Consider the following 19406-nt stretch of genomic DNA (forward strand, 5'->3'; position numbering starts at 1 on the left):
TTGAGCTGTTCTATCATGCTGACGACGTAAGTCAACTGTTATGATTGCGCAGCGACTGCCAACCCCCGACAATAGCCAAGCTTAATATTGACGCGTAGCGAGGCATAGCGCTGTGGTGAAATTCGCCTTCCCTTTGGCAATGAAAGGGTTATTGGTCCTGATGCTACTATTTTGTAGCGTTGCCTTGAAGGCGGCGGCGTTGGAAGATGCCCCCGACGAAGCCACGCTCCAGGAACGGCTTGATCAGCTTGAATCGCAGGAAACCTTAAACGCGCAGCAGGAGTTGGATCAACAAGCCTTGATCGCCGCACTGGAGGCCTACGAGCGCCTGGATGCCATTGCACAGCAGCTAGCGGAGCTGGAGGAGCGGGTAAGTCAGGCGCCTGATGAGCTGATTGCCGTCGAGCGTGAGCTCGCAGAGGTTGAAGATGGCGATGACATGCCATCGATCGATGAGCTCAGCAATTTACCCTTGGCGGCACTGGAGTCCGAGCAGGCAGAGGCGCTGAACCAGCTCCAGCAGCTTCAGAGCCAGCTTGCGGAAGTGAATTCGCAGTTTCTGACCGCACAAACGTTGCCCGAACGCGCCCAGCAATCCATGGCCGTGACGCTTGAGCGCATGGAATCGCTGCGCCGTGACGCCGCTGAACGTGAAGCGCTACTGGGGGATCGTCAGCTATCCGCCCTGAATGATGCGCGCATGATTCAATTGCGCCTCGAGCGGGCCGTTGCCGATCGCGAGGTGGCTCTCTACCAGCGCCAGTTGAGCGCCAACGGACGGTTGCGTGATCTTGCCCAGCAGCGTCGGGACCTGTTGATGCTGAAAATCGATCAACAGGAACAGCGGCTGAATCTGCTGCAAAACGTTATAGACCGGGAACGGCGGTTGGCATCGGAACAGGCGATTGCCGATGCTGCCCAGAAGGATCCCTTGATTGCCGCGGGTCACCCTGTGGTGGAGCAGGCCCAGCAGCGTAACCAATCGCTTAGTCTGGCGCTATTGCAGGCGGGCGAGCGGGATAACAGCCTGGTGCGCGACAATATCGATGCCCAACGCCAGCTCGAGCACGTGCGTCAGCTACAGCGCAGCTTGAATGAGCAGATAGAAGCCATTCGTGGCAGCCAGTTGCTGTCACGGATACTGCGCGAGCAGCGCCAGTCGCTGCCCAACGTCCAGCCCCGTCGCGATCTGCAGGACGAAATAGCCGACTTGCGCCTCAAGCAGTTCGATCTGGTTCGCCAGCGCGACCAGTTACGCCAGGCCGAGCAGCTGGCCAGGCAACGGCTCAAGGATGCCAATGTCGAACCGACCCCCGCGCTGATCAATACGCTGTCAAGGCTCTACCAGTCGCGCCGCGAACTGGTTGATGAGCTTGAAGAGGTCTATGGTCGGTTGTTAAGTGCTGCCGTCGAGCTGCAGCTCAATCAACAGCAACTGCTGGCCACTACTCAAGCCTTGCGCAATACCATTGATGAGCAGTTGTTCTGGGTGGCCAATAGCCGTCCGTTGGACGTTAACTGGCTCCGGCAGCTACCTCAACATCTACGCCTCGAGTGGCAGGAAGGCGAATGGCGCGCTGCCTTGCCAAATCGCTGGCCGTCACTGGATTGGGCAATGTTAAGCGGCATTCCCTTTTTTGCCGCCGGGCTTTTGCTGGCCGTTATGCGTCGCCGAATCAAGGCGCGCCTGGCGATACTCCATGGTCAGATCGGACGACTCAAAAGCGACACCCAACTGCATACGCCCAGAGCCGTTTTCCTCAACGCCTTGCTGGCAGCCTCAGGGCCCTTGGCGCTGGCGGGAGTAGGGGTGGCTCTGGGTACCACCGAGAGTCTGCTGGCGGCGAACCTGGCGCCCGCGCTGGTGCAACTGGCGTTGAGCTGGGTTGTGGTCGCCTGGGGGCGGCGGCTTTTGGTGGCTGGTGGCGTGGCTGAGCAACACTTCACCTGGTCGCCTGCTTATAACGCTCAACTGCGGCGTTTGCTGGCCGGACTTGGGGTGGCGCTGGTACCGGTGATTGCCATTTCGACACTGGCCGACAGTCTTCAGACGCCGCTCGCCCAACGGCCGGTTGCCATGGGACTGTTGACACTGGGGCTGCTGGCAATGAGCGTGTGCTTGGCCAGGCTGATCCTGGCCCACGTGCCCATCTTTGGCGTGCGCCTGTTCCGTCTGCTGCTGGGTCTGGCCATGTCGGCAGTGCCTGTCGTCCTGCTGGGGCTGGTGGTGTGGGGATATGAATACACGGCGTTGCGGCTGGTGGGTCGCTTTGTTGCCACGCTCTACCTGCTGGGCCTGTGGGTGGTGGTAGAAGCCACGGTGGTGCGTAGTCTGGCCGTGGCAGCAAGGCGTTTGGCCTACCGGCGCGCACTGGCAAAGCGCCGTGCCCAGGTTCAGGAGGGGGCCGAAGGCGGTCTGGAAGTCGTAGAAGAGCCGCCGTTGGACATGGAGCAGATCAATACCCAGTCGCTGCGCCTCTCCAAGCTGATTTTGCTGGTTGCCTTCAGTGGCCTGCTTTATCTGGTCTGGGCAGACCTGCTCTCAGTGCTGGGGTACTTGGATCAGGTGTCGCTATGGGATAACACCGACGGAGAACTGGTCGACAGCGCGTTGTCGATTTCCGACCTCTTTGCTGCCCTGCTGGTGGTCGCATTGACGTTTATTCTGGCGCGCAATCTGCCGGGGCTGCTGGAAGTCATGGTGCTTTCCCGCCTGACGTTAAAGCAGGGTAGTGCCTATGCCATCAGCTCCTTGTTGTCCTACACCATTGTCGGTACTGGTATTGTATCGGCTCTGGGCACGCTTGGCGTGTCCTGGGACAAATTACAATGGCTGGTAGCGGCCTTGAGTGTGGGCCTGGGGTTTGGGCTCCAGGAGATCTTCGCCAACTTTATCTCCGGGCTGATTATCCTGTTCGAACGCCCCATCCGGATTGGCGACACCATCACCCTGGGTAACCTGCACGGCACGGTGAGTCGTATGCGCATCCGTGCGACGACGGTGACCGATTTTGATCGCAAAGAAATCATCATTCCCAATAAAACCTTCGTAACCGATCAATTGATCAACTGGTCGCTCTCGGACAACGTGACCCGTGTGGTGCTGACCTATGGCGTGGTCCATGGCTCGGATCTGGCGACGGTGCACCGCTTGTTGCGTCAGGCGGCGGACGAAAATGCCCGAGTGCTTGCCGACCCCGAGCCGCAGGTGTTCTGCATGAGCTATGGGCCCCATAGCCTCAACTTTGAACTGCGTATTTTTGTCAACGATCTGCTGGATCGGCTGTTTGCCGCCGATGAGATCAACTGCCGGGTGGATGCACTGTTCCGCGACGCGGGCGTACGCATAGCCTTCGAACAAATGGATGTCTGGTTGCACCGGGCGTCGGGGGAGTCGGTGAAGGTGGAAACGCTAACGTCACCCCCGGGCGCGTCCAGTGACTAATCGTTTTTTTGCGCGTAAAGCAGAAATTCGCGGTTGCCGTCGCCGCCGGTGATCGGGCTGATTTGCCAATGCTGGATGGTGAACCCCAGCGACTGACATGCTTCCCGCAAGCGTTCCTCTACCGCTTGATAATGCGCGGCATCGCGGACCACGCCGCGTTTGTCCAGTGCTTTCGACGTCAACTCGAACTGCGGCTTTACCAGCGATATCAGCCGTCCATGGCGAGGCAGTAGGGCGGCTATCTCAGGCAGGATCAGGGTTTGCGAGATAAACGACACGTCCATGACGGCGAGGTCGACGGGGTGCTCGGCGAGCGCCTGTTGCAGGGTCTCTTCCCCACGCATGGCGCGGGCATTGATGCCTTCCAGGCAGGTGATCCGTGGGTCGTTGCGAAGGCGTGCGTCCAACTGGTCATGGCCCACTTCGACACCAATCACGTGGCGCGCGCCAGCTTGCAAAGCGCAGTCGCTGAACCCCCCTGTTGACTGGCCGACGTCGAGGACCCCAAGTCCGTCGAGGCGGAGTTCAAGTGCGTCAAGCATGGCTTCCAGCTTGAGGCCAGCGCGCGATACGAAGCGCTCCTCAGGGTCCGGGGCAACGTACAGGTGGGTATCTTCGGGCCACTTTTCGCTGGGTTTGGTCAGTGCCTGCTTCGTCTCATCAAGCGAAACACGGCCATTGCGGATAAGGCGCTGTGCACGGGTACGTGAGCTCGTCAGCCCCTGGCTGACGAGCAGTTGGTCAAGTCGCATCATGGATCGTTGGGCGGGGTATGGTGAGGGCCTTCGTTGGCTTGCAGCTCCGTGGCGGGTAGCCGTTCGGCCCCCCAGCTTTGCTGCAGGTAACGTTTAACGGTATCCAGCTCGTCTTCGGTGACTGTCGCCAGTTCACCGCGCTCAAGTGGGTCAAAGTGATAAATGTACAGCCGCGAAACAAATTGCGAAAACGGCAGCGACGCTTCACCGAAGCGTTCGCCGTGTCCCGCGGTGCTGACCTTGACGCCATCGCCCCAATCCTGACCGCTGTCGTTATTGGGGTTGTAAAAATAAATGCGCATCACGTCGTTAGGGTCAAGGGAAGCGCGCAGGATGGTAATGGCGTGCCAGCCAATAAAACGGGCGGCGCTGTCTGTCACGGCGATACCGGCAGGCTGCGGATGAATCAGCGGCTGGTTGCCATTGTAGTAAGGGTGGTAGCAGGCGTAAAAATGAAGAATGAAATCATTCAAGTCGATTAACTTGCCGGTCGCAACATCGACATTGATACGAAAGCCGCGGCCAGACCACCAGCCGTGAAATTCCGGATTTACCCAGCGGTGGGGGTCGCCTTCACGGCCAACGCAGCGCCGCCCCATCTCGGCGTAGATACGGTCCAGGTGAGGCACTACAATCAACGAAACGGGGTCAAGATCTATGGGTAGCTCGGTGGCGACACCTGAGAGGCTCGCCATCGAAGAGATGGCCTGGCCTTCGAAGTGCATGATGATCTCGTCATCCCGTGCGGCCCAGGCGACCATCTGCAATAAGTAATCCGGGTCATTGTAAGCCCACATTGATAACGCGCGAGCCGACTGGCAGGTCGGGTTATTGCCCTGACCAACACCTAACGGCAAGCCCAGCATGCACAGCACCCCTTCCAGCAAACGAGCCCTTGGCGACGCGGACTCGCCATAGGCAATATTCAGCCGTGCCTGGGACCATTCGGAAATAGGCAGGTTGAGCTGGCGCCACATGGCCGGTGCCACCGGTGGCTGGTAAAGAATCCCACGCTCGAGCATCAGGGCCAGCCCGTAGACTGCCTGGGCCGTGGCGGGATAAACGCTGCCGCGAATCAGCGCATGGACCAGCTCGCGGTAACACAGCAGGCAATCACGGCCGGTTGACGAGAGCCCGAAGGCTTCAGACACCAGGTGATCCCCCTCCTCGAGCAAGTGACGCAGCAGAACCGCGTGATAGGGCGATACCAGTCCGGTATCGTGCATGGCACGGGCAAACCCGGTCGCTTCAGCCTGTAGAGCCGATTGGTCCATGCCATCCAGCCGCTCGCGGTAGATATCAATACCTGGGTCTTCGCGACACGCCTGTGTTGGCCCGAACAGCGAGCTGACCAGCCTGTCGGCACCCTGGCCGCTAGACCCCAGGTCGATCTCGGGGTTCGCCTGGCACAGGGAGATCTGGGTAATCATCTGTTTGATAGACTCGACCTGAATAGGGCGCTGCTTGAGGATACGCCAGATCTCGTCAATCAACTGGTCAATGATGTGTTCGTAACCAACCCGTTCAGCCAGATACTGGAAGAGCTGGCGTGGAATGACGGCCAGGCGGCCCTGCTGTTCGCGCTCAGCTTCGCTTGGCGCGGTAAACAGCAGCCAGAGGTTGATGGCGATGACCTGGGTCAGGTAATGATGGGCAAATTCTTCCGATACCAATGGATGGGCATAAACACCCTTCGCGACAGCGAGTAAACGAATCTCGCTTAGCGTCTCGATGACTACCACGTTGGGGTCGGTGCTTTTAAGCGCAAACGTGGTCAGGGTTGGCACCAGGTACTGGGGGGTTTCCCAGTCGGAACCCAAGAAGACGCCCGCCGCCTCAAACGCTTGCGCACGTTCTTCGAGCGCTTGAGTGCCGCCATCCAGCATTAAAAGTTCGTGAGCTGTATCCAAGACGCGCGGTAGTTCCGCTGGTTTCAAGGACGCAGGCGCTTGCGAGAGCAGGCGCACGGCGTCGTCAAAGCTGGTCAGCAGCCCGTTTAACTTATCGTCTGGCGTCGCTGGCTGTTGATCGGTGGTCACGATGACTCCTCGTCCCGGGTGAGCGGGGGATTATACATAGAAGTCGAGATCTTCTTGATGTTTTAGTAGATCGCGAAGCGAATGGGCTTTCTCAACCTTAACGTAGACCAGTCCTCGGTGGGTACCAAATGGGATACTTTCGACGATGACACTGAGGCACCAGCCAGCGTGGTGCAGCGCCTGTTTGGCCTCCTGGGCACGGGTAATATCTGCCGGTTGGGGAGAAAACGTTAAACAGGTACGTCTACCCTACACACAAGCGGTGATGTCGGCCATGTAACGGTTGTCCGGCTGGCAAACGCTGGCAGTGGAATATGTTAAGCTTCACCGCTAAATGAACGTTTCAACGGCAAGAGGAAAAGGCCAAGATGGCGGCCAAGCCGATTTATCGAGTGGTGGTGCACCAGCAGGGTGAAATTTGGGATTTATACGTGCGCGAGATATTTCAAAGCGAACTCTGGGGCTTTATTGAAGTCGAGGAGTTTGTCTTTGAAGATGCGTCGAGGGTGGTAATCGACCCGGCAAGCGAAAAATTGCAGCGTACCTTCGAAGGTGTCAAGCGAAGTTACCTCCCGCTCAACGCAATCGTGCGCATTGATGAAGTGGAGCGAGAGGGACCTTTGAAAGCCGTCAAAAGCGACGCGCAGGTGGCGGAGTTTCCTCGTCCGTTTTCATTACCGCCGCGCGGAGATTAGACACGTTAGTGTTGCCGAAAGGCAGCGACTTAATCAGGACATTACGTCATGCAGATAGCTCAATTTTGTCATCGTTACCGGGCGGTTGCCGCCGGTGTATTAGTCAGTGTTTGGTGTGTCAATGGGGTTGCTCAATCGGGAAATGAGGCCTGGGTAACCGACGAACTTTCCACCTATGTACGCAGTGGCCCTACGGATGGTTACCGCATCGTGGGAACGCTGAATGCCGGCGAGCAGGTTGAGGTGCTTGAGACCAGCGGCAACTACACCCGTGTGCGCGGTGACGGTGGCGATGCCGTATGGATTTTGAGCGATGAGCTGCAGGAAACGCCCAGTGCCACCGAGCAACTGCCAGAACTCGAGTCACGGGTAGCCGCGCTTACCGATGAGTTGGACGGTATCAATGAAGAATGGGAGCAGCGCGTGGCCACCATGCGCGATACCCTGGAAGCCCGTCAGCAGCGCATTGATGAACTGGAAACGCGTAACGACCAGTTGAGCCGACATGTTGACGAGTCGAGCGAGCGGGTGCGCGCCTTGCAAGCACGGCTTGATACCCAGGAAGAAGACCTGCTGCTGCGTTACTTCATGTATGGTGGGGGCGTTGCCGGGGCAGGCCTGATTGTCGGGCTTATCGTGCCTCATCTGCCACGTCGGCGTAAAAAACGCGACCGTTGGTTTTAAACGTGTGGGCGACCAAATATGACTGACCTCTGGCGGGCTCGGTGGCAGGAAGGGCGTATTGGCTTTCATTTGCCCCAACCACACCCTGCACTGATCCATTACTGGCCTTCACTGGGCGTGCCTGACCACGCCAAGGTGCTAGTGCCCTTGTGCGGCAAAACGCTGGATATGCGTTGGCTTGCCGAAGCGAGGCATCCCGTGCTGGGTGTTGAGTTGGCGCCCGAGGCAATCGAACAGTTTCTTGCCCAGTCATCGGCCCCGGTATCGCGTTATCAGCAGGCGGGGTTCAGCATAAGCCGACAAGGCAATATCGAGCTTTGGTGTGGCGATTTCTTTCACTTGCACATTCAGCAGGCGAGCGAAATCGGTGCCTTTTACGACCGCGCCGCGCTGATCGCCCTGCCCGAAGCAACGCGCCAGCGTTATGCGTTTCATCTTGCCCAGCTGACGCCGCCGGGGGCCAAGGGGCTGCTGGTGAGCGTATCCCACCAGGGCGAGGGCGGCGGGCCTCCTTACAGTGTCCCGCATCAGGAAGTCGAGGCGTTGTTCATGCCCAATTTCCGGGTGTCGCGGCTGGAAGAGGTCGAGCCGGATGAGCGCGGGCTATCGGAAACCGTATGGCATTTAGTGCGTCGAGGACCGTTGGAGCCATAAACGGCTGACGCACTAAATCACTATAAATCAACAGCGACCAAGCTTAGCGGGCCAGTAGTTGACCAAGGTCCCGATCACTGAAGGCACGATTCAGCGCATCGCTGAGGAGATCATTGATCATACGCGTATTGGTATCCTTGTCAGGCTTGATCGCGTACTCCTGATTGCGCCGGGATGTGTAGGTGCCTGTATAGGTGGTGCCGTCATTGCGAGCGATGGCGCGTAGCACTCCCTCGATCCGAGCTTCGTCGATCAATGGCTGATCGCTGTTGCCCTGCGCATAGGTAAGGCTTGCCAGCTCCAGCGTCAGGCTGGGGCGGCCATCGGCGGCTTGCCGGGTGGGTGTAAAGCCCATGTCGGCGACTGCCCGCTCGGCTTCCTGCTGCAAGCGCGGGATGATTTCATGGCTGTTGACGGTGATTTGCGCGGTGGACATGCCGCCGCCTGCACGGTTGCCAATCACCTCGCTGTCGCGGCCATCCTGCGCCAGAACAGTCACTTCCTGCCCCTGACCGACCGAAGGAACCTTGGCGGTACGTTCGGGGGAAAGCTGCAGGTAGTGGGGGCTGGCACAGCCCGCCAGCCACACCGTGGCCAGCAAGGTGGCAGATAAAGTGAGCAAATGACGCCGTAGCATGGGGTTCTCCGCTGTGGTTGAAACTGTCATCAAAACACCAGTATAACGCTGCTAGTGCGCAAGCGGTATGATCAGACGATGCGGGTTTGCTACGTTGTGTTTAACCGCTGACTGTGAGCCACTCTTCGCAGTGCAAAGCTGGCTTCGCTCCATGGACACCGACCAGGCATTGCGATGGTGCATAACGACTTGTTCGAAAACGACGAAATGAAGTTGATCAACCTGCTGCCGCAGGACGGGGAAGCCTATTACCACGGACAAATCCTCGACGCCGGTACGGCGGATCGTTATCTGGCGCAATGCATCCGTCAGCTTAGCTGGGCGCATGATCGTGCGTTCATGTTTGGTAAAGAGATGGTGACCCAGAGGAAGGTGGCCTGGTACGCGGATGAGCCCGTCTCTTATACGTACTCCGGGTATACCAAGACGGCGTTGGTGTGGCCTGATTTCTTGCGCGAGATAAAACAGCGGGTGGAGAGAAGCAGCGGTGATAGCTTCAACTCATGTCTGTGTAATTTTTACAGCTCAGGCGATGAAGGCATGGGGTGGCACAGCGATGGCGAAAAAGAGCTGGTTGAAGAGGGGGCGATCGGGTCGTTGACGCTAGGCAGCGCGAGACGATTTTCCTTCAAGCATAAAGTCACCGGCGAGCGGTTGTCGCTGAGCCTTGAGCACGGCAGCTTGTTGATCATGAAAGGCAGTACCCAGAAAAACTGGCTGCATAGCCTGCCTAAAACCAGGAAGTCGACGGACCCACGGGTGAATCTGACGTTTAGGCAGATGCGCTTCTGAGGTAGGGAATCCACCAGAAAACGGCTACCCGTTTGGGGCAACCGTTTTGCTAGGCAAGGTGAGTTTGCACCTCCGCGTTTTCCGTCGCTTCGGGGAAGCGTCGCCAATGCCGCGGATGGGCGTAAAGCCTTTGCCCACGGCGCAATGCCAGGCGGTTGAAGTCGGCATGACGGACTGTGGCCAACCAGGGCTCTGCCAGCCAGTCAGCTTCCAGTTCCACCCGGACTTCAGCGCCCACGGGGGAGATCGCGGTGATCGTCACCGGCAGGTGACTCTCCGGGGTGGGCTGCTCGGCGAGGCGGATTTCATGGGGCCGCAGCAGCAATTCTGCGTCGCCGTCCGGCAGGTCCACTGCCAGGTGCGCGTCGCCGCAGGTGAGCGTGCCGTTGTGTACCTTGCCTTCCAGATAATTGACGTCGCCGAGAAACTCAAACACAAAGCGGTTTTGGGGTGCCCGGTAGAGGGTTTCCGGCGTATCGATCTGCTCAATACGTCCATTGCTCATTACGACGACGCGGTCCGAAAGCTCAAGGGCTTCTTCTTGGTCGTGGGTAACAAACACGCTGGTGAAGTTGAACTCTTCGTGCAGATGACGCAGCCAGCGGCGCAGCTCCTGGCGCACTTTGGCGTCGAGCGCGCCAAACGGCTCGTCAAGCAGCAGCACATCCGGCTCGACGGCCAGCGCACGGGCCAGTGACACGCGCTGTTGCTGGCCGCCGGATAGCTGTGCCGGGTAGCGGTTGGCAAAGGCTTCGAGTTTGACCATTTCGAGCAGACGATACACCCGGGCGCGAATGTCCTGGGCAGATGGCCGCTTGGCACGGGGCATGACGGTCAAGCCAAACGCGACGTTGTCGTAGACGCTCATGTGCCGGAACAGGGCGTAATGCTGAAACACGAAGCCAATCCGCCGGTCACGGACATGCACGTGGGTCACGTCGCGCTCGCCGAATAGGATCCTGCCGGGGGTCGGGGAGTGGTCGGCGGTTTCAAGCCCTGCAATGATGCGCAGCAGAGTGGTCTTGCCCGAGCCGGAGGGCCCCAGCAGGCCAACCAGCTCGCCTTCCTGGATATCCAGGTTGATCGGCTCCAGCGCTTGAGTCGCGCCAAAGTGTTTGGCGATATTGTCTAAGCGAATGCTCATGCAAATGCCTCCCGGCGCGACGCGCGCCATTCCAGTCCCGCCTTGGCGGCGAGCGTCAGTAGGGCAATCAATGCGAGTAGGGCCGCACAGGCAAAAGCCCCCACGGCGTTGTAATCCTGATAAAGCTGCTCAAGGTGCAGAGGCAGGGTGTTGGTCTGGCCGCGAATCGCCCCGGATACCACCGAGACGGCCCCAAACTCACCCACCGCGCGGGCGTTGGTGAGAATGATGCCGTAAAGCAGTGCCCAGCGGATGTTGGGCAGGGTGACGCGACGGAATGTTGTCCACCCTGAAGCGCCGAGCGTCACGGCCGCTTCTTCTTCTCGCGAGCCTTGGGCCTGCATCAAGGGGATCAGTTCCCGGGCGACGAAGGGGCAGGTGACAAAGATGGTCACCATCAATATCCCCGGCCAGGCGAACATCAGCTGAATATCGTGGCTGTTCAGCCAGCTGCCTATCCAGCCGTTGCGCCCGTAGAGCAGCAGGTAGATAAGCCCCGCAACGACAGGCGACACCGCGAAGGGGATATCAATCAACGTTTGTAGCAGGCGGCGGCCAGGAAAACTGAAACGCGTTACCAGCCAGGCCAGCGCCACCCCGAACACTAGACAAACCGGGATCGTCAGCAGGGCAATGCCCAGGGTCAGGCCAATGGCGTGCAGGGTGTAGAAGTCACTGACGTTTGACCAGAACACACTGACACCCTGCGAGAAAGCCTGAGCGAAAATGGCGACCAGCGGCAGCAGTAGAAAAAGCCCCGACAGGCCCACCGCTGCTGCAATCAGCAGGCGGCGGACAAGTGGTGCATCACCAATCCGACGCATTACCCCTTACCTCCATGCAAGCGGCGAATAAACCGCCCCTGCCAGACATTGATCGCGAGCAACAGGGCAAGCGAGACAAACAGCACCACCGAGGCGATTGCCGAGGCCCCCGCGTAGTCGTACTCCTGCAGCTTGACGAAGATCATCAGCGCGGTGATCTCGGTTTCGTAAGGCATATTACCCGCGATAAAGATAATGGCGCCGAACTCGCCGAGTGAGCGTACAAACGCAAGCCCTGTACCAGTCACCAGTGCCGGCCATAAGTGAGGCATGATGACCCGGCGAAACGCGACACCGTCAGTGGCACCCAGGGACATCGCCGCCTCATCGACTTCGGCGGGCATGTCTTCGAGTACGGGCTGTACGGTGCGCACTACAAACGGGATGCTGGTGAACGCCATGGCCAGGGCAATGCCGACCCAGGTGTAGGCAACCTGAAACCCCAGTGACTCCAGCCAGCCGCCCATCCAGCCGCTGCTTGCGTAGAGAGTGGCCAGGGTAATGCCAGCCACTGCGGTGGGTAAGGCGAAGGGCAAATCCATCAGCGCGTCGAGCAGTCGTTTGCCGGTGAAGTCATAGCGGACCAGCACCCAGGCCAGCAGCAGGCCAAAGACGGCATTGACCAACGCCGCGACGGCGGCTGCGCCGATGGTGACCATGTAGCTGGCGACGACGCGGCCTTCGGTGATGATTGCCCAGTACTCGGCGAGGCTAAGTCCGGCGAGTTGGCCGAAAAGTCCGGTAATGGGCAGCAGCAGTACCAGCGAGATAAACAGTACGCTGATACCCATGGAAAGACCGAAACCCGGCAGCACGCGCGCGCTGCCGGAGTGTCGAAGGGCGAAGTAGCTCATGGCTCAGTCCGGCGAATCAAGAATTAACGGCGCTGAAGCTGGTCAAGCATGCCACCGCCTTCAAAGTGCGTTTCCATGGCGTCTGGCCAGCTACCGAAGACATCTTCAACTTTCAGCAGGTCGGTTTCGGGGAACTGATCGGCAAATTCCTCGACTACCGCCTCATGGTGAACGCGGTAGTTAAAGCCAGCCAGCAGCCGCTGGGTGTCCTCACGGTAGAGGTAGTCCAGATAGCTCTGCGCCAGGTCGCTGTTACCGTTTCTCTCAGCGTTTTCGCCCACGACGGCAACGGGGAACTCAGCCAGGATGCTGGTAGGCGGCACGATGACTTCGTAATCGTCGCTACCATATTCCTGGCGAATGTTATTCACCTCGGACTCGAAGCTGATCAGTACATCACCGATCCCACGCTCGATAAAGCTGGTGGTGGCACCACGTCCGCCGGTATCAAAGACTCTGACGTTAGCCAGGAAGGTGCGCATGAAGTCCTGAATCTGTTCTTCGTCGCCCTCAAACTGGTCGTCGGCAAAGCCCCAGGCGGCCAGATAGGTATAGCGACCGTTGCCCGAGGTTTTGGGGTTGGGGAAAACGATGTCAACGTCATCGTTAACCAGGTCGTCCCAGTTCTCGATAGCCTTGGGGTTATCTTTGCGCACCAGAAACGCCGTGGTGGAATAGTAGGGCGAAGCGTTATTGTCAAACGCATCCTGCCAGTCTTCGTCGACCAGTCCCGCTTCAGCGAGAACGTTAACGTCGGTCACCTGGTTAAACGTCACGACGTCAGCACGCAGGCCCTGCATGATCGCCCGTGCCTGGGCCGAGGAACCGCCGTGGGATTGACTGACTTCAATGTCTTCGCCGTGCTCTTCTGCCCACCAGGCTTCAAACTTGGGGTTGATCTCGGCGAACAGCTCCCTGGCAATATCGTAAGAAGAGTTCAGCAGCTCGCGCTCCTGGGCAACGGCCGGGGTTGAAAGCGTGGCGCCGATGGCCAGCGCCAAGACGCTGCGACGGAAAACGGAAAATGACATCATAAGCTCCTTAATAACCAAGCCAGTGTTGGCAACTGGTGTTGATAATATAGCTAGCAAGCTTAAACCTGTGATTGTGGAATTACAATTGTGTTTTATATTCTCTTTTGGAATATAGGTGGAAGGCAATGCCTGATAGACCCCGTTGCACAACGCTTCTGGTAATATGCAGCCTCTCTGAACGCGGTAATGGCCGTTGTTTACTTACTTTGGCAAAGCAGGAATGTTGATATGACGTCTGTGCGTGATTGTTTAATTGCCCCCTCGATTCTTTCCGCCAACTTTGCCCGCCTTGGCGAAGAGGTGGACAACGTGCTTGCGTCGGGGGCGGATATCGTCCACTTCGATGTCATGGATAACCACTATGTGCCCAATCTCACCATCGGTCCGATGGTGTGCAAGGCATTACGCCAACACGGCGTGACAGCCCCCATTGACGTGCATCTGATGGTCAAGCCGGTGGATCGCATGATCAGCGATTTTATCGAGGCGGGGGCCAGTTATATCACCTTTCACCCGGAAGCCTCCGAGCACATCGACCGCTCGCTGCAACTGATACGTGACAGCGGCTGCAAAGCCGGGCTGGTATTCAACCCCGCAACGCCGCTGTCCTATCTCGATTACGTGATGGACAAGGTCGACATGGTGCTGCTGATGAGCGTCAACCCCGGTTTTGGCGGGCAGTCGTTCATTCCCGGGACGCTGGATAAGCTGCGCGATGCGCGCGCGCGGATTGATGCGTCAGGGCGCGCGATTCGTCTGGAAGTCGACGGCGGTGTCAAGGCCGATAACATCGCCGAGATTGCCGCTGCCGGGGCGGATACCTTCGTCGCCGGGTCGGCAATCTTTAATGCTCACCAGCAAAGCGATCCGCACGGCTATGACTCCGTGATCCGGCAGCTACGCGAGGCGATTGCCAGTACCTGATACCCTTACGGGATGCCAGGACTTAATGCAGCTTCATGCGCGGTTTCAGGTAGCGATTGAGCTTATCGACCAGCCAGGCAAGGCCGGTCTTTGGCGCGCCGTGAATCGATAGCTGGTGCATGCGATAGAGTGACGCATAGGCGCGGCGTGCCAGCCAGCCTTCCAGGAATAGCCCGCGTGATGCAGAGCTGCGCATCAGGCTGCCGACGGCATCGTAACGGGCTAGCGACACCAGCGAGCCGTGATCCCGATAGTGAAACTCGTGAAGCGGCTTGCCTTCCAGTTGGTTGACCAGGTTCTTGGCCAGGAGCTTGGCCTGCTGGTGAGCGGCCTGGGCACGCGGTGGGACGGCGCTGTCATCTCCCTGTGGGCAATCGGCACAGTCGCCAAGGGCAAAGATTGCCGGATCATCGACGCTCTGCAGCGTTTTCGCCACCTTGAGCTGATTTTTGTTATTGGTCGAAAGCCCCTGCTCGGCGAGAAATGGCGGTGCCTTGATGCCCGCCGCCCAGACGTTGAGATCGGTTTCGATCACGTCGCCATCGCCCGTCACAAGACAGTTAGCCTGTGCCTCCTTGACCGCCGTGCCCACGTGGATCGTCACGCCCATGCTCTCCAGTTCCTGCTGGACGGTTTGGCTGATACGCTCGGAGAGCCCGGGAAGCAAGAGGGGCGCGGCCTCTAACAGGTGGACGCTGATCTGCTGGTGATCGGTGGCGGTTACCCCGTAGGCGTTGAGCATCCTTGAGGCGTCAAACAGTTCGGCGGCCAGCTCCACCCCGGTGGCACCACCGCCCACTATACCGATGGTCAACTGTGGGTGCTGGCGCAGTGTCGGGTCGGTGTAACGCAGGAAGGTATTGATCATATCGCGCTGAAACGCCTTGGCTTGCTGGGGCGAATCGATAAAATGGCAGTGCTCGGCAACCCCTGGCGTGCCAAAGTCGTTGGACACGCTGCCAAGGGCCATGACCAGGTAGTCGTAGCCCAGCTGTCTAGCGGGAAGAACCTCTTCGCCTTGTTCATCCACCACAGGCGCTAGATGCAGCTGCCTGGCCTGGCGATCAATACCGGATAGTGAGCCACGCTGATAGCGGTAATGATGCGCCGATGAATGGCCGCGGTAATCAACCTCGTCCATGCTGGAGTTCAGTACCCCGGTGGCTAATTCGTGCAGCAGCGGCTTCCAGACGTGGGTCGTATTGCGATCGAGCAAGACCACATTGGCCCGCCCAGGCTTGCCAAGCTTACGCCCCAATTGAGTTGCCAGCGCCAGACCGCCAGCGCCGCCGCCAACGATCACGATGGTGGGAAGGCTCATGTCTTACTCCTTGACTTAAATGATACTCATCATAGAGGTTTCTCGCGGTAGTGACGAACGTAAGCCGCGGTTCATATAGCAAAGCCGGTTCTCAGGGCTGTCCCTGAAGCGAGCTTTCGTTGACTCTTTACGCAGATAAGGATGGTCACTTGCACCCACTTCTTCATGGCAAGCGTCTGATTGCCTTTGACCTCGATGGCACGCTCATCGATTCGGTTCCCGATCTAACGGTCGCGGTTGCCCATGCGCTGGCCGACCAGGGACTGGCAATGCCATCGACAGATAGCGTTCGCGACTGGGTGGGCAACGGCGCGGCCGTGCTGGTTGAGCGCGCATTGACCTGGTCGCTGGGCGCGCCACCCGATGCCCTGCTTCTTGATCGTGCTTACGCGGGCTTTTTGCACCATTACGCGGCAGCCCCGAATCAGTTGACCGCCTTGTACCCCGGCGTGAAACAGGCACTGACAGCACTGCACGAAGCAGGCTATATGCTGGTGCTGATCACCAATAAGCCAGAGCGCTTTATTACGCCTATTTTGGACCACTTCGAGCTTAACGGCTGCTTTGCTCTGTGCCTGGGCGGTGATTCCCTGGCAGAGAAAAAACCTTCCCCGTTGCCGCTGCTGTACGCGGCTAAAGCCTGTGGCGTGATGCCCGGCGACTGCATGATGGTGGGGGATTCGCGTCATGATATCGAGGCAGGTAAGGCCGCCGGGTTTACGACCCTGGCGCTGCCCTATGGCTATAATCACGGCGAACCAATCAGCCACAGCGACCCGGATGCCGTGCTCACATCACTCGACGAAATGATCGCCTGATGAAAGGCTGCTAGTCTTCTTCGCGGGCACCGCCGAGGGTGGCGTGCAACTGTTCCGCGTTGTGGCGCAGCATGTCAGCGTAGCTGGATGCCGGGCCGTCACTGCCGCTCAGGGCATCCACGTAGAGCGGCCCTGCCAGGGGAAGATCGGCATAACGTGCCTGGGCGTCCATGTGAATCTCCGGCGTTGTGCTCTCAAAAAACAGGCCGGGCGGTCGTTTTTCGGCCAGCCTTGCCTGCATGCGAGCCATCGCAGCGGCCGTCCCCATGGTTTCGTGGTTAACCCCCCATAAGGCATCGTAATCGAACGCGTAAGCATCGGCGAAGTAGGCAAGGCCGGCTTCGCTGGTTACCAGGGTCCTGTTGGTCTGGGGAATGCCGCCCAGGCGCTCTTCAAGCTCGGCATCGAGCTCTTTCAGCGTCTGCTTGAGATCAGCGGCGCGTTGATCGAAGGCGTCAGCATGGTCCGGTGCATGTTTTGACAGGGTGTCGGCAATAATATCCACATAGGCGGCGGCACCTTCGGGGGCCATCCACATGTGAGGGTTAGCGTAGCCTTGATAACGGCCAGAGGTAAGCGGCAGCGCCGGGTAGTCTGCCTGCTCGGCCAAGGCCACCATGGGCAGATCATTTTCCACGATGGCTTTGACATCGCGCAGCCAGGGCTCCAATTCCAGGCCGTTGTAAATGACCAGATCGGTTTCTTCCAGTGCCAGCACATTGGGTGGGGTCAACTCCCAGCGGTGGACGTCTTCATCGGGCGGGACGATCACATCCACGCTAACCGCGTCGCCTGCCACGCCTTTGACCAGTTCAGCGATCACTGAAAATGATGCCACCACCCGAAGCGAGGTTTGCGCCGTGGCCGAGGGGCTGGCGATCATCAATGCCAACAGCAGCAGCCCCCATTTCATGACGTTGTTACGCATCCCGCGCTCCTGACTCTCTTGAAAAGCGACTGATAATAAAGATTGTTATGCCGCGATACTAGCGCCTGTTAGCTTAGAGGCGTACCGCAAACGTGGCATTATCACGAGGTTGGTAAGTCATATTTTAACAGCATAGCGTGTTACCGTGGGTGTCACGGCGTCAACGTCCCCCGGTTGCCTTCTTAACCCCTGCACTGACACATCGGGTTGGGGTATCATCGCGGTACAGCAGTTGTTAATCATCGTTTTACCTTGACGGAGCAAGCAGCCAATGGCGCAGGGGAAGGTCGCGAAGCGCGTCCTTATGCTGGATCATTACGACGACACTCCATAGTACTGTATATAACTCCACGCCCATCCTGCTAATCCGCATAACACCCCGCCGATTCTGTATATCACTCCATTGTACTCCACATAAATTAGGGCTCGACCTGGGTAATATCCTGGGTAACACTATGAGCACACCCATTTTCAGAGAGCGTTACCCAGGTGCCGATCTCAGACACAAAAGCGCGGAAAGCGCAGCCCGGGGAAAAGCCCTACCGAATACCGGATAGCGAAGGCCTTTATCTCGACGTTCGCCCTAGTGGGAAAAAGTACTGGCGCGTGCGCTACTTCATGCATGGCAAAGAAAACCTCTTCACGCCTGGCCAGTATCCTCATGTCACGCTGAAGGATGCCAGGAAGAAGCGTGACTGGGTTAAGCACAATGCCGCCCAAGGGGTTGACCCCAAGGTGCTCGAGCAGGAAGAGCGGGACAAGCAGAAGCGAAGCGAGCAAGACTCATTCGATGCGATCGCTACGGAGTGGTTCGAAAAGCATAAGCTGCGCTGGACTGATTACTACGCGCACCAGGTTAAGGTTGGCATTGAGCGCGAAATGCGGCCAGCGTTTGGTCACAAGCACGTGACCAAGGTGACGCCCGCTGACGTGCTCAGGCTAATCCAAAAGATAGAAGAACGCGGCGCGCCAACGGTGGCCGTGTTGACGCGTCAGTGGATCAGCCAGATCTACCGCTATGCGGCGAGCACACTACGGGCTGATCATGACCCGTCGGCACCGTTGCGTGGGGCTGTACAGCGGGCTCAGGTGACTCACAGCAAGTCGCTCGGCAAGGAGGACCTGGCAACGCTCGCCAACCAGATCGATACCCAGGGCGGCTGGCGCATTAACGCCATCGCCATGCACGTGCTGATGCGCACGATGTTGAGAACGGGGGAGCTAAGAGCAGGGCGCTGGGAAGAGATTGACTTCATGCGTGCTGAGTGGCGCATCCCAGCGGAACGAATGAAGATGCGCCGCCCCCATGTTGTGCCGCTTTCAAAGCAGACAGTAACGCTGCTTCAAGAGCTGCACCGCTCTACCGGCCTTGGGGAAATGATGTTTCCGTCATTGCGTCACCCATCAAAGCCCATGAACAAGACAACGATCAATGCTGCCCTGGCGCGAATGGGATGGTCTGGACGGTTTAGCGGCCACGGTTTTCGCTCGACCGCCTCAACACTTTTGAATGAATACGGCTGGCGCGCGGACCTGATAGAAAAGCAGCTGGCGCACATGCCCGGCAACCAGGTGCGCGCCGCCTACAACCATGCCGACTATCTGAAAGAGCGTCGGGAGATGCTGCAATGGTACAGCGACTTCATCGACGCGATCATGCAAGGCGCAGACGCGCCTCCGGTGCCTGAGCGTATGCGCGCTTGATCCAGTCATCGACCTCGCTATCAATCCACCGCACCCCGCCTGTGGCTAGCTTGCGCCCAGGCGGGAAGTCGCCTTCCCGAATCATGGCGTACAGCTTGCTTTCGCTGTAACCCACCCGCTCGGCAACTGCCTTCATCGGTAATAGCTGTGCCAT

At 58.6% G+C, this 19406-nt stretch carries 18 protein-coding genes; 8 read left to right on the top strand and 10 right to left on the bottom strand.

The annotated features are described in order from the left end of the window. Positions 1-160 precede the first annotated feature (160 nt). A complete protein-coding gene (gene mscK / locus BMX75_RS11450) occupies positions 161-3445 on the top strand; it encodes a mechanosensitive channel MscK (protein ID WP_245748513.1) in 3285 nt (1094 codons plus the stop codon). Here mscK and BMX75_RS11455 read toward each other — a convergent pair. Then, the gene (locus BMX75_RS11455) at positions 3442-4200 is read right to left on the bottom strand and encodes a TlyA family RNA methyltransferase (protein WP_092828037.1); all 759 of its coding nucleotides are present in this window, start codon (positions 4198-4200) and stop codon (positions 3442-3444) included. The genes mscK and BMX75_RS11455 overlap by 4 nt on opposite strands. Further along, positions 4197-6239 (bottom strand): hypothetical protein, encoded by a 2043-nt coding sequence (locus BMX75_RS11460; protein ID WP_092828039.1) that lies wholly within the window; start codon positions 6237-6239, stop codon positions 4197-4199. Before BMX75_RS11460 ends, BMX75_RS11455 begins: the two co-directional genes overlap by 4 nt. Before the next feature lie 368 nt (positions 6240-6607). On the opposite strand from BMX75_RS11460, the gene BMX75_RS11465 reads away from it, so the two are divergent. From BMX75_RS11465 to BMX75_RS11475, 3 genes are read left to right on the top strand one after another with little or no spacing between them, the layout of a single operon-like run. After that, a complete protein-coding gene (locus BMX75_RS11465; RefSeq protein ID WP_066322166.1) occupies positions 6608-6934 on the top strand; it encodes a DUF1820 family protein in 327 nt (108 codons plus the stop codon). Between the two features lie 48 nt (positions 6935-6982). After that, positions 6983-7618, top strand: a complete 636-nt coding sequence (locus tag BMX75_RS11470) for a TIGR04211 family SH3 domain-containing protein (protein ID WP_092828041.1) — start codon at positions 6983-6985, stop codon at positions 7616-7618. 18 nt (positions 7619-7636) lie between these two features. Further along, entirely contained in the window at positions 7637-8272 is a 636-nt protein-coding gene (locus tag BMX75_RS11475; protein ID WP_092828043.1) for a class I SAM-dependent methyltransferase, read from the top strand. Positions 8273-8315: 43 nt separating this feature from the next. On the opposite strand, the gene BMX75_RS11480 is transcribed toward BMX75_RS11475, so the two are convergent. Then, a complete protein-coding gene (locus tag BMX75_RS11480; RefSeq protein WP_092828045.1) occupies positions 8316-8909 on the bottom strand; it encodes a YajG family lipoprotein in 594 nt (197 codons plus the stop codon). A gap of 174 nt (positions 8910-9083) precedes the next feature. On the opposite strand from BMX75_RS11480, the gene BMX75_RS11485 reads away from it, so the two are divergent. Continuing rightward, the gene (locus BMX75_RS11485) at positions 9084-9701 is read left to right on the top strand and encodes an alpha-ketoglutarate-dependent dioxygenase AlkB family protein (RefSeq protein WP_092828047.1); all 618 of its coding nucleotides are present in this window, start codon (positions 9084-9086) and stop codon (positions 9699-9701) included. 49 nt (positions 9702-9750) lie between these two features. On the opposite strand, the gene BMX75_RS11490 is transcribed toward BMX75_RS11485, so the two are convergent. From BMX75_RS11490 to cysP, 4 genes are read right to left on the bottom strand one after another with little or no spacing between them, the layout of a single operon-like run. Then, positions 9751-10845: a sulfate/molybdate ABC transporter ATP-binding protein gene (locus BMX75_RS11490; RefSeq protein ID WP_092828049.1), complete on the bottom strand. Its 1095-nt coding sequence runs from the start codon at positions 10843-10845 to the stop codon at positions 9751-9753. Then, complete coding sequence (cysW, locus tag BMX75_RS11495) at positions 10842-11669, bottom strand: sulfate ABC transporter permease subunit CysW (RefSeq protein WP_092828051.1); 828 nt, start codon at positions 11667-11669, stop codon at positions 10842-10844. The genes BMX75_RS11490 and cysW overlap by 4 nt, the downstream gene beginning before the upstream one ends. After that, entirely contained in the window at positions 11669-12523 is an 855-nt protein-coding gene (gene cysT, locus BMX75_RS11500; protein ID WP_092828053.1) for a sulfate ABC transporter permease subunit CysT, read from the bottom strand. Before cysT ends, cysW begins: the two co-directional genes overlap by 1 nt. 23 nt (positions 12524-12546) lie before the next feature. After that, the gene (gene cysP / locus BMX75_RS11505; protein WP_175474730.1) at positions 12547-13554 is read right to left on the bottom strand and encodes a thiosulfate ABC transporter substrate-binding protein CysP; all 1008 of its coding nucleotides are present in this window, start codon (positions 13552-13554) and stop codon (positions 12547-12549) included. A gap of 231 nt (positions 13555-13785) precedes the next feature. Between cysP and rpe the strand changes: the two genes are divergently transcribed. Continuing rightward, positions 13786-14481 (top strand): ribulose-phosphate 3-epimerase, encoded by a 696-nt coding sequence (gene rpe / locus BMX75_RS11510; RefSeq protein ID WP_092828057.1) that lies wholly within the window; start codon positions 13786-13788, stop codon positions 14479-14481. Positions 14482-14503: 22 nt separating this feature from the next. Here the strand turns inward: rpe and BMX75_RS11515 are convergent, their stop codons facing one another. Next, entirely contained in the window at positions 14504-15802 is a 1299-nt protein-coding gene (locus tag BMX75_RS11515; RefSeq protein WP_092828059.1) for an NAD(P)/FAD-dependent oxidoreductase, read from the bottom strand. A 149-nt stretch (positions 15803-15951) separates the two neighbouring features. On the opposite strand from BMX75_RS11515, the gene BMX75_RS11520 reads away from it, so the two are divergent. Then, on the top strand, positions 15952-16620 hold the full coding sequence (locus tag BMX75_RS11520; RefSeq protein ID WP_092828061.1) for a phosphoglycolate phosphatase: 669 nt from the start codon (positions 15952-15954) through the stop codon (positions 16618-16620). Between the two features lie 10 nt (positions 16621-16630). Here the strand turns inward: BMX75_RS11520 and BMX75_RS11525 are convergent, their stop codons facing one another. Beyond that, entirely contained in the window at positions 16631-17548 is a 918-nt protein-coding gene (locus tag BMX75_RS11525; protein ID WP_092828063.1) for a metal ABC transporter solute-binding protein, Zn/Mn family, read from the bottom strand. A 489-nt stretch (positions 17549-18037) separates the two neighbouring features. Here BMX75_RS11525 and BMX75_RS11530 point away from each other — a divergent pair, with 489 nt between their 5' ends. Then, entirely contained in the window at positions 18038-19252 is a 1215-nt protein-coding gene (locus tag BMX75_RS11530; RefSeq protein ID WP_092828065.1) for a tyrosine-type recombinase/integrase, read from the top strand. Here the strand turns inward: BMX75_RS11530 and BMX75_RS11535 are convergent. Then, positions 19203-19406 carry a helix-turn-helix transcriptional regulator gene (locus tag BMX75_RS11535; RefSeq protein WP_092828067.1) on the bottom strand — a complete coding sequence of 68 codons (204 nt, stop codon included), beginning with the start codon at positions 19404-19406 and terminating at the stop codon, positions 19203-19205. The two genes, BMX75_RS11530 and BMX75_RS11535, sit on opposite strands and share 50 nt — an antisense overlap.

It is taken from the genome of Vreelandella subterranea (genome assembly GCF_900111305.1).
GTDB lineage: Bacteria > Pseudomonadota > Gammaproteobacteria > Pseudomonadales > Halomonadaceae > Vreelandella > Vreelandella subterranea.

Coding starts and splice junctions, on each gene's coding strand:
- mscK (WP_245748513.1), top strand. CDS start 161: ATGCTACTATTTTGTAGCGTTGCCTTGAAGGCGGCGGCGTTGGAAGAT.
- BMX75_RS11455 (WP_092828037.1), bottom strand. CDS start 4,200: ATGATGCGACTTGACCAACTGCTCGTCAGCCAGGGGCTGACGAGCTCA.
- BMX75_RS11465 (WP_066322166.1), top strand. CDS start 6,608: ATGGCGGCCAAGCCGATTTATCGAGTGGTGGTGCACCAGCAGGGTGAA.
- BMX75_RS11470 (WP_092828041.1), top strand. CDS start 6,983: ATGCAGATAGCTCAATTTTGTCATCGTTACCGGGCGGTTGCCGCCGGT.
- BMX75_RS11475 (WP_092828043.1), top strand. CDS start 7,637: ATGACTGACCTCTGGCGGGCTCGGTGGCAGGAAGGGCGTATTGGCTTT.
- BMX75_RS11480 (WP_092828045.1), bottom strand. CDS start 8,909: ATGCTACGGCGTCATTTGCTCACTTTATCTGCCACCTTGCTGGCCACG.
- BMX75_RS11485 (WP_092828047.1), top strand. CDS start 9,084: ATGGTGCATAACGACTTGTTCGAAAACGACGAAATGAAGTTGATCAAC.
- BMX75_RS11490 (WP_092828049.1), bottom strand. CDS start 10,845: ATGAGCATTCGCTTAGACAATATCGCCAAACACTTTGGCGCGACTCAA.
- cysW (WP_092828051.1), bottom strand. CDS start 11,669: ATGCGTCGGATTGGTGATGCACCACTTGTCCGCCGCCTGCTGATTGCA.
- cysT (WP_092828053.1), bottom strand. CDS start 12,523: ATGAGCTACTTCGCCCTTCGACACTCCGGCAGCGCGCGCGTGCTGCCG.
- cysP (WP_175474730.1), bottom strand. CDS start 13,554: ATGTCATTTTCCGTTTTCCGTCGCAGCGTCTTGGCGCTGGCCATCGGC.
- rpe (WP_092828057.1), top strand. CDS start 13,786: ATGACGTCTGTGCGTGATTGTTTAATTGCCCCCTCGATTCTTTCCGCC.
- BMX75_RS11515 (WP_092828059.1), bottom strand. CDS start 15,802: ATGAGCCTTCCCACCATCGTGATCGTTGGCGGCGGCGCTGGCGGTCTG.
- BMX75_RS11525 (WP_092828063.1), bottom strand. CDS start 17,548: ATGCGTAACAACGTCATGAAATGGGGGCTGCTGCTGTTGGCATTGATG.
- BMX75_RS11535 (WP_092828067.1), bottom strand. CDS start 19,406: ATGGCACAGCTATTACCGATGAAGGCAGTTGCCGAGCGGGTGGGTTAC.